This is a genomic window from Streptomyces sp. ID05-39B (assembly GCF_033794725.1).
Taxonomy (GTDB): Bacteria; Actinomycetota; Actinomycetes; order Streptomycetales; family Streptomycetaceae; genus Streptomyces; species Streptomyces bobili.
On sequence record NZ_JARGEF010000305.1, the window covers coordinates 1 to 8154 of the forward strand.

At 69.7% G+C, this 8154-nt stretch carries 9 protein-coding genes; 4 read left to right on the forward strand and 5 right to left on the reverse strand.

Features of this window, described 5'->3' with window-relative positions; genetic code table 11:
- The first annotated feature begins 181 nt into the window (after window positions 1-181).
- Entirely contained in the window at window positions 182-679 is a 498-nt protein-coding gene (locus P1P75_RS37040) for a MarR family winged helix-turn-helix transcriptional regulator (protein ID WP_150471397.1), read from the forward strand.
- Here the strand turns inward: P1P75_RS37040 and P1P75_RS37045 are convergent.
- Complete coding sequence (locus P1P75_RS37045; protein ID WP_319263719.1) at window positions 638-1405, reverse strand: response regulator transcription factor; 768 nt, start codon at window positions 1403-1405, stop codon at window positions 638-640. The genes P1P75_RS37040 and P1P75_RS37045 overlap by 42 nt on opposite strands.
- A 273-nt stretch (window positions 1406-1678) precedes the next feature.
- On the opposite strand from P1P75_RS37045, the gene P1P75_RS37050 reads away from it, so the two are divergent.
- The gene (locus tag P1P75_RS37050) at window positions 1679-2122 is read left to right on the forward strand and encodes a GNAT family N-acetyltransferase (RefSeq protein WP_319263721.1); all 444 of its coding nucleotides are present in this window, start codon (window positions 1679-1681) and stop codon (window positions 2120-2122) included.
- Between the two features lie 72 nt (window positions 2123-2194).
- Here the strand turns inward: P1P75_RS37050 and galK are convergent, their stop codons facing one another.
- The 3 genes from galK to galT are packed head-to-tail and all read right to left on the reverse strand — an operon-like array spanning window position 2195 to window position 5379.
- Window positions 2195-3352, reverse strand: coding sequence for a galactokinase (gene galK / locus P1P75_RS37055; RefSeq protein ID WP_319263723.1), 1158 nt, complete (start codon window positions 3350-3352; stop codon window positions 2195-2197).
- On the reverse strand, window positions 3353-4321 hold the full coding sequence (gene galE / locus P1P75_RS37060) for a UDP-glucose 4-epimerase GalE (RefSeq protein ID WP_319263724.1): 969 nt from the start codon (window positions 4319-4321) through the stop codon (window positions 3353-3355).
- On the reverse strand, window positions 4321-5379 hold the full coding sequence (gene galT / locus P1P75_RS37065; RefSeq protein WP_319263725.1) for a galactose-1-phosphate uridylyltransferase: 1059 nt from the start codon (window positions 5377-5379) through the stop codon (window positions 4321-4323). Before galT ends, galE begins: the two co-directional genes overlap by 1 nt.
- 195 nt (window positions 5380-5574) lie before the next feature.
- Between galT and P1P75_RS37070 the strand changes: the two genes are divergently transcribed.
- Together P1P75_RS37070 and P1P75_RS37075 are read left to right on the forward strand one after the other, a co-directional pair.
- On the forward strand, window positions 5575-7263 hold the full coding sequence (locus P1P75_RS37070) for a sodium:solute symporter family protein (protein ID WP_319263726.1): 1689 nt from the start codon (window positions 5575-5577) through the stop codon (window positions 7261-7263).
- A 27-nt stretch (window positions 7264-7290) separates the two neighbouring features.
- On the forward strand, window positions 7291-7677 hold the full coding sequence (locus P1P75_RS37075) for a hypothetical protein (RefSeq protein WP_319263727.1): 387 nt from the start codon (window positions 7291-7293) through the stop codon (window positions 7675-7677).
- A 79-nt stretch (window positions 7678-7756) separates the two neighbouring features.
- Here P1P75_RS37075 and P1P75_RS37080 read toward each other — a convergent pair.
- The coding region (locus P1P75_RS37080; RefSeq protein WP_319263728.1) for an ATP-binding protein at window positions 7757-8154 on the reverse strand (398 nt) is incomplete at its 5' end.

The window sequence follows — 8154 nt, forward strand, 5'->3', positions numbered from 1 at the left end:
GTTTTTTTTTTTTTTTTTTTTTGTAGTTGCGGGCCCATCGAGGTTGCACCTTTTGGTTGTTTGGGCGCGTTTGATGTGTTTAAGAGACAAGGTGGGTCCACGGTCCCAGCCGGTTTAGTTTGACGTCAAGAGACTTGACATCAAGAGACTTCACATCGACACAACCACTACACTGATCGTCATGGAGGACGAGGTCGATCGACTGGTCGCAGCGTGGCGCCGGGAGCGCCCGGACCTCGACGTGGAACCACTGGAAGTACTGAGCCGGGTGAGCAGGCTGGCCCGGCACCTGGACCGCGCACGCCGTCTGGCGTTCTCCGAGCATCAGCTGGAGCCGTGGGAGTTCGACGTGCTGACCGCGCTCAGGCGCGCCGGCCCGCCCTACCAGCTCTCTCCGGGGCAGCTGCTGACGCAGACGCTGGTCACGTCGGGCACGATGACGAACCGCATCGACCGGCTGGCGAAGAAGGACCTGGTGGAGCGGCTGCCCGATCCCAGCGACCGGCGCGGTGTGCTGGTGCGGCTCACGGACGACGGCAAGGACCGCGCCGACCAGGCACTGGCCGGTCTCCTGGAGCAGGAGCGGGCGATCCTCGCCGAGCTGTCCCACGCCCAGCGCGCCGAGCTGGCCGCGCTGCTACGCCAGCTGACCGCCCCGTTCGACAACATCCCCGGTTAGGTCCGCCGGTCCGACGCCCGCCCGCCGGGCGAGCGCGACGGCGGCGAGCGTGGAGTGCACGCCCAGCTTGCCGAGGACGTTCTGCATATGGGTGCGGACGGTGTGCGGGGACAGGAACAGCCGCTCGGCGACCGCCTTGCGCCCGAGCCCCGCGACCATGCAGCGCAGCACCTCGCGCTCCCTGGGGGTGAGGGACTCCACGAGCCGCTCGCTCTCGGTGCGGTGCTTGCGCGCGGCCGTCAGCTCCTTGAGCACGCCCGTGAGCAGGGCGGGCGGCAGATGCGTCTCCTCCCGCAGCACCCCGCGCACGACGGTGAGCAGCCGGGACAGCGAGCAGTCCTTGGCCACCCAGCCGGACGCCCCGGCCTGCAGCGCAAGGGCCGCGCGGCGCGGGTCGTCCTTCTCGGCGAGGACGACGATCCGGACGTACGGCTGGCTGACGCGGACGCCGGCGACGAGGGAGAGCCCGTCGACGAGCCCGTCCTCGCGCACCTCCCGCACGGGTACGGCCGGGCGGACGCCGGGCAGGTTCCCGCCCAGGTCGGCGTCGACGAGCAGGACGTCGTAGCGGCGTCCCTCGGCGGCGGCGCGCTCCAGGCTGCGCAGCGCGGCCGGGCCGCTGCCGGCCGCGGAGACGTCGACGTCGGGCTCGGCCGCCAGGGCCGCGGCGAGCGACTCGGCGAAGATACGGTGGTCGTCGACGACCAGAACTCGGATACGAACCACGAAACCCCCTTCCCCAGGCTCCTTCACGGAGCAGGGGATACCCCAGGCGCGGAGAACGACGACCGGCGCGGGCACGACGCCCGGAAGGGGTGTTCGACCGCACGGCCGCCGCCGTGCAGAGACTGCTACCCCCACCGCGAGCGTCGTACCCGACTGACTCGCCCCCTGATCAGCACCGGCCCCCACCGGTGCTGTGGAACAGCGTAGGGCCGTGCGCGGGGAGCGGAAGGCGAATGACAGAACTGGCCGTCCCGCGCGTTTATCGTGTGCCGCATGTTTCGTCTTGAGGCAGAAGTCGACAGGTCCCGGCGCGATCTGCTCCGCGCCCGGCTGCGCGACACGAACACCGCGGCCTCCCCCGTCCTGCGCGCACTGCGCGGCACGCCCGCCGAACGCGAGGCGCCGCTGCACGTGTGGGCGTCGGACGACACCGGCGCGCTGGCCGGCGGCCTGGTCGGCCACACCTGGACGACCTGGCTGCACGTCACCTACCTCTGGGTCGACGAACGCCACCGCGGCTGCGGCCTCGGCAGCCGCCTGCTCGCCGAGGCGGAACGCCTGGCCCGCGACGGCCGCGGCTGCCGGCGCTCCCGCGTGGAGACCTGGGACTTCCAGGCCCCGCACTTCTACCGCCGGCAGGGCTACGAGGTCGTCTGCGTGATCGAGGACTACCCGCCGGGAATCACGGAGTACACGCTGACCAAGCGGCTGGGGTGACGGCGGGCACTCCCCCCGCCAGAGCCGTCGGCCCCGCACGGATGTGCGGGGCCGACGTGCTGTCCGACCGGTTCAGCCGAGGCGGCGGGCGCCCGCCGACGGGACCGCTTCGAAGACCCGGGGGGCCGTGAAGCCCGCCGCCGCGAAGGCCTCTTCGATCGCCTTGGTGAGGGTGTCGACGTCGGCCGCTTCCACGAGGACGATCGCCGAGCCGCCGAAGCCGCCGCCCGTCATGCGGGCACCGAGGGCTCCGCCGGCGAGGGCGGTGTCGACGACCAGGTCCAGCTCGGGGCAGGAGATACGGAAGTCGTCGCGCAACGAGGCGTGGCCCTCGACCAGGACGGGTCCGATCGCACGCGTCTCGCCGGACTCCAGCAGGGTCACGACCCGCTCGACGCGCTGGTTCTCCGTCACGATGTGACGGACGAGGCGGCGGACCTCCTCCTCGTCACCGAGCCGTTCCAGCGCCGCGTCCAGGCCGGCGTAGGGGACGTCGCGCAGGGCGTCGACGCCGAGCAGGGCGGCGCCCTTCTCGCAGCCGGCGCGGCGCTTGCCGTACTCGCCGTCGCTGTGGGCGTGCTTGACCTGGGTGTCGACGACGAGCAGGCGCATGCCTTCGGCGGCCAGGTCGAAGGGGATCTGCTTCTGCGAGAGGTCGCGGGTGTCGACGAACAGGGCGTGCCCGGCCTCGCAGCAGGCGGACGCGGTCTGGTCCATGATCCCGGTGGGGGCGCCGACGTAGACGTTCTCGGCGCGCTGGCACAGGCGGGCGAGCTGCCAGCGCGGCAGGTCCAGCTCGAACAGGTCGTTGAGGGCCAGTGCGACGACGACCTCCAGGGCCGCCGACGAGGACAGGCCCGCGCCCGAGGGGACCGTCGAGGTGAGGTGGATGTCGGCGCCGGTGACCGGGTGTCCGGCCTCGCGCAGCGCCCACACCACGCCGGCCGGGTACGCCGTCCAGGCGCGGTCCGACTCCGGGGTCAGGTCGTCCAGGCGCAGCTCGGCGACGCCGTCCTCGATGTCCGCCGAGTGCAGGCGCAGACGGCCGTCCGTGCGGCGGGAGACCGCGGCGGTCGCGGTGTGCGGCAGCGCGAAGGGCATCACGAAGCCGTCGTTGTAGTCGGTGTGCTCACCGATGAGGTTGACGCGGCCCGGCGCCGCCCACACGCCCTCGGGCTCGGCCCCGTACAGCTCGACGAAGTCGGCCCTGACCTGCTGCTCTGCCCCCACTTATCGCTCCTCTGCGATCTTCTGCGTGAACTTCCACGCGTCGGCGACGATACCCGCGAGGTCCGCGCGGGACGGGTTCCAGCCGAGCCGCTCGCGGGCGGTGGCCGCCGAGGCGACCAGGACCGCCGGGTCGCCGCCGCGGCGCGGGGCCATGACCTCGGGGATCGGGTGCCCGGTCACCCTGCGGACGGTCTCGATGACCTCGCGGACGGAGAAACCGTTGCCGTTGCCGAGGTTGCAGATGAGGTGCTCGCCAGGGGTGGCGGCCTCGACGGCGAGGAGGTGGGCCTCGGCCAGGTCGGCGACATGGATGTAGTCGCGGATGCAGGTGCCGTCCGGCGTCGGGTAGTCGTCGCCGAAGACGGAGATGGCCTCCCGGCTGCCCTGCGCGACCTGGAGGACGAGCGGGATGAGGTGCGACTCGGGGTCGTGCCGCTCGCCCTGCGCGCCGTAGGCGCCGGCCACGTTGAAGTAGCGCAGCGACACCGCGCCGAGCCCGTGGGCGGTGGCCTCGCCGGTGATCATGTGGTCGACGGCGAGTTTGGACGCGCCGTACGGGGAGGTCGGCGCGGTCGGGTCGGTCTCGGTGATCGGGGTGCTGACCGGCTCGCCGTAGGTGGCGGCGGTGGAGGAGAAGACGAGCTTGCGCACGCCCGCCTCGCGCATGGCGCCGAGGAGGGCCATGGTGCCGCCGACGTTGTTCTCCCAGTACTTCTCGGGCTTCACGACGGACTCGCCGACCTGCGAGAAGGCGGCGAAGTGGAGGACTGCGTCGAAGGAGGCGTCGAGCCACTTCCCGGCGTCGCGGATGTCACCCTCGACGAAGGTGGCGCCCGCCGGGACGCCTTCGCGGAAGCCGGTGGACAGGTTGTCGAGGACGACGACCTCGTGTCCCGCCTCCAGCAGATGCTGGGCGACCACGCTGCCGACGTATCCCGCACCGCCCGTGACCAAGTACTTGCCGCTCATCAACTAGCTACCTCTCGCAGTCGCTCGGCCGCGTGCTCCGGCGGCACGTCGTTGATGAACACGTTCATGCCGGATTCGGAGCCCGCGAGGAACTTCAGTTTGCCGGACGTACGGCGGATGGTGAAAAGCTCGAGGTGCAGCGCGAAGTCGTCGCGGTTGACCCCCTCGAACTCCTCCAGCGCGCCGAACGGCGCCTGGTGCCAGCCCGAGATGTACGGCGTGAGGGGCTGGTTCTCCCCGAAGATCCGGTCGAAGCGCCTCAAGAGTTCCAGATAGACCTTGGGAAACTCTGTGCGCGCGTCCTCGTCGAGGCCGAGCAGGTCGGGCACCCGGCGCTTGGGGTACAGGTGCACCTCGTACGGCCAGTGCGCGGCGTACGGCACGAAGGCGACCCAGTGTTCACCCTCCAGGACGACCCGCTCACCGGCGAGTTCGCTCCGCAGGACGGCGTCGAAGAGGTTCTCGCCGCCGGTGGCCTCCTTGTGCGCGGCCACCTGGCGCAGCATCAGGGCAGTGCGGGGCGTGGTGAACGGGTAGGCGTAGATCTGCCCGTGCGGGTGACCCAGGGTCACACCGATCTCGGCACCGCGGTTCTCGAAGCAGAACACCTGTTCCACGGAGGGCAGATGCGACAGCTCGGACGTCCGGTCCGTCCACGCGTCCAGGACCAGTCGCGCCTGCTCCTCGGTGAGGTCGGCGAAGGACGCGTTGTGGTCGGAGGTGAAGCAGACCACCTCGCACCGTCCGGAGTCGCCGGCCAGCGAGGGGAAGCGGTTCTCGAAGACGACGGCGTCGTACGACGAGTCCGGGATCTCGCTCAGCCGGTCGCCCTGCGAGGGGCACAGGGGGCACTCGTCGGCCGGCGGGTGATAGGTGCGCCCCTGCCGGTGCGAGGCGATCGCGACGGAATCGCCGAGCAGCGGGTCCCTGCGTACCTCCGAAGTGGTGACCGTGGGGTCCAGCGGACGCCGGTCCACCGCGTCGCGCACCGCGTCGTCCCGCAGGTCGTAGTAGATGAGCTCACGACCGTCGGCCAAGCGGGTCGAGATCTTCTTCACCGCGGCTCTCCATCCGTACACCAACAAAGGAATCAAGCTTCCAACAGAACTAAACACATCAAACCATAAACCCCCACGAGAGTCACCACCCAGGGCCCCACCCCGAACCACCCTGCTCCACCCTGCTCCACCCAGAGCCACCCAGAGGACCACCGCCGCAACCGAACAAAGACCACCAAGTGAAGTGAGCAGTGCATGCGAACCCCCACAGCCCCCACCCACCTCGCGGCCGAGCTACGGCTTCCTACCAACTGGCTCGACTACACGATCCTGGCCATCTACTTCGTGGTCGTCCTGGGCATCGGCTTCGCCGCGCGCCGCTCGGTGAAAACCAGCCTCGACTTCTTCCTGTCCGGCCGCTCCCTGCCCGCCTGGATCACCGGCCTCGCCTTCATCTCGGCGAACCTGGCGGCCACGGAGATCCTCGGCATGGCCGCCAACAGCGCGCAGTACGGCGCGTACACCGTCCACTGGTACTGGATCGGCGCCATCCCGGCCATGGTCTTCCTCGGCCTGGTGATGATGCCCTTCTACTACGGCTCCAAGGTGCGCTCGGTCCCCGAGTTCCTGCTGCTGCGCTTCGACAAGGGCGCGCACCTGCTCAGCTCGGCCCTGTTCGCCTTCGCCGCCATCCTGATCTCCGGCGTCAACCTGTACGCCCTCGCGATCGTCGTCGAGGCGCTGCTGGGCTGGCCGCAGTGGGTGGCGATCGTGGTCGCCGGCTTCTTCGTGCTGGCGTACATCACGCTGGGCGGTCTGTCCTCGGCGATCTACAACGAGGTGCTCCAGTTCTTCGTGATCCTCGCGGCCCTGATCCCGCTGACGGTGCTCGGCCTGAAGAAGGTCGGCGGCTGGGGCGGCCTCACCGACTCGCTCACGAAGTCCCACGGTGACGACTTCGTCTCCGCCTGGGGCGGCACCGGCATCGGCAGCGACAACCCGCTGGGCGCGAACTGGCTGACGATCGTCCTCGGCCTCGGCTTCGTCCTCTCCTTCGGCTACTGGACGACCAACTTCGCCGAGGTCCAGCGTGCCCTCTCCGCGAAGAACCTGTCGGCGGCCCAGCGCACCCCGCTGATCGCCGCCTTCCCGAAGATCTTCATCGTCTTCCTGGTGATGATCCCGGGCCTGGTCGCGGCGGTCCTGGTCCCGAACATCGGCACCCCGGACTCCGACCTCCAGTACAACGACTCCATCCCGTACCTGATGGAACAACTGCTCCCCAACGGCGTCCTGGGCATCGCGGTGACCGGTCTGCTGGCCGCCTTCATGGCGGGCATGGCGGCGAACGTGTCGTCCTTCAACACGGTGTTCACCAACGACATCTGGGCCAAGTACGTGGTGCGGGGCCGCGAGGACACCTACTACGTCGGCTTCGGCCGCCTCATCACCGCGATCGGCGTGATGGCGTCCGTCGGCACGGCATTCCTCGCCTCGTCCTTCTCCAACATCATGAGCTACCTCCAGACACTGTTCTCCTTCTTCAACGTGCCGATGTTCGTCGTCTTCATCGTCGGCATGTTCTGGAAGCGGGCGTCGAAGAAGTCCGGCTTCTGGGGACTCCTCGCGGGCACCACGGCCGCGATGGTCAACTACTTCGTCCTCTACAAGCAGGACGTCATCGGCATCCCCACCGACCAGGGAGCCAACTTCGTCTCCGCGATCGCGGGCTTCGTCGCGGGTGCGGTCGTCATGGTGGCGGTCTCCCTCTTCACCGCCCCCAAGCCGGCGGAGGAACTCCAGGGCCTGGTCTACGGCACCGTCTCGCCCGGCATGGCCGAGCCGCCCGCCGCGGGCGACGACGCCTGGTACCGGCGGCCGGCGCTGCTGGGCTGGGGTGCGATCATCCTCGCCGCCGCCTGCTACATCCCGTTCTCGTTCTAGGCCCGATCGCGGGAGGATGGAAAGACCATGTCCGAGTCCGAGCAATTCGAACCGTCCGAGCGGGCCGAAGCGGCCGAGCGGCTGCGCAAGGCCGGCTACTCCGAGGCCGACGTCCAGCGTGAGGTCTCCGAGCTGGAGGAGAAGTCGGCGACCGCCGCCCGCATCTTCGACCTGCGCCGCATCATCGGCGGCCTGTTCGTCGTCTACGGCGTCATCGTCACGATCGCCGGCCTCACCGACAGCGACGCGGAGATCGACAAGGCCCAGGGCGTCAACATCAACCTGTGGACCGGCCTGGGCATGCTGGCCCTCGGCATCTTCTTCCTGGCCTGGCTGAAACTGCGGCCCACGGCGGCCCCGACCCCGCCACCGCTACCACCGGAGGCGGCGGAGGCCGCGGAGCGGCGGGACTGAGGGGGCATTGGTTTCGGGTGTGGGGCCGGGGTCCGGCCCCACACCTGTGCGGGAAGTTCTGTGCGATGTGATCAACGAGTTATGCCGCCGGCACGTCACACCACACGTACTTGCCCCGGTGCCCGAAGCGGGACAGGGGGTGCCAGCCCCATACGTCGGCGCAGGCCCGGACCAGGGCGGTGCCGCGTCCGTTCTCGGCGCCGGTCAGCTCCGCCAGGTCGCGGGGCGGGTCGGGGGGTTCCGGGTTCGCGTCCCAGGCACCGATGCGCAGGATGCCGTCCGACCAGCTGACACGGAGGGCGGCGGGGCCCTTGGTGTGCAGTACGGCGTTGGAGACCAGCTCCGAGGCGATCAGCTCTGCGGTGTCCACGAGGTGGATCAGGCCGTACATCGTCAGGATCAGACGCAGGGTGCGGCGGGAGATGGGGACGGCTCTGAGGTCGTTGGGGAGGGAGAGGGAGTACTCCCAGGAGCGGC